The sequence below is a fragment of the Elusimicrobium sp. An273 genome (genome assembly GCF_002159705.1).
Lineage (GTDB): Bacteria > Elusimicrobiota > Elusimicrobia > Elusimicrobiales > Elusimicrobiaceae > Avelusimicrobium > Avelusimicrobium gallicola.
In genome coordinates this window covers 1-1,023 of record NZ_NFJD01000007.1, presented here as the reverse complement: position 1 = coordinate 1,023, position 1,023 = coordinate 1, and the positions used below count along the sequence as shown (strand labels likewise).

The window sequence follows — 1,023 nt, the reverse complement described above, 5'->3', positions numbered from 1 at the left end:
CCCCCCTCCGGTTTACGGCACCAAAATCTTTACTACCTTCTGGCAATGCTCGCGCCCGTTCTGCGCTTTGAAGTCTACCAATCCAAAGTACACCCCGCGCGCCACTTTCTTCCCGTGCTGGTTCGTCCGATCCCACCGGCACCGCAGCGCCGCATTGCGCAAGTTCGGGAACGCCGCCAAATCCTCCGCATCCATCTGCGTTGAACCTTCCGGCGTATTGTCCGGGTTAAACTGCAGACTGCTCCCCATCGTTACCTGATAGTTGTTCGCGTCTACGCACGTATAATTGCTGTCCCGTACCAAGTCCCCTGCTAAGTTGAAGAACTTAATCGATACCGTACCCGGCACCGGCATCTTCGTGATTTCCAGCGTCCCCTTCGACGCATCACGCAGCGGGTTCGGATAGAAGAACACCGTCTTCTCCCAGTCTTCGCACACAAACCGGCCGTCCCCGATCGCTACCGTCGCCTTATGCAGGTTCTGGTATTCATACGTGTCCGCCACTTTGTCAATGCTCCACATCGCACTGTTCGTGCTGCTGTCATCACTCCCTAAAATTTCCCCCGTTACGCTGTCTATGTCCGCCGAGTTCAGCGCCGTTACAAAGCGGAACGGATACGTCCCGTCCGGCACTTCCTGCTGCGCATAGTCACGCCCGTCCCACGATTCTTCTATCAACGTCGTCGCCGGACGGATCCCCACGATCGCTTTTACCAATACTTCGTGGATGTCCTTCACTTCCGTGCCAGTCGTCGGGTTACGCAACGTCCCTTTCTGATAATCGTAGATCGTCGTCCCCGGTTTAAAAATCTGGATCGCCACTTTCATCGGCACCGAGATCTGGTACCCAATCTTCATCTCCGTGTTCCGCTGGGCCAGCGAATACCCGTCCGCTTCCAGCAAGTCGAATACTTTCAGCAGATCCGCATTCACCGTCACGCTCTTTACCGTCTCTTGGTACAACCCCGGATCCGGATAGTTCTTCGCCGTTAACCGAATTTCATAAATTCCCGGCTTCACGTA

At 55.2% G+C, this 1,023-nt stretch carries 1 protein-coding gene; it reads right to left on the bottom strand.

Going from position 1 to position 1,023, the window contains the following annotated elements; genetic code table 11:
• Window positions 1-12: 12 nt before the first annotated feature.
• On the bottom strand, window positions 13-1,023 hold a 1,011-nt coding region (locus B5F75_RS07410; RefSeq protein ID WP_158093812.1), incomplete at its 5' end, for a flagellar hook assembly protein FlgD.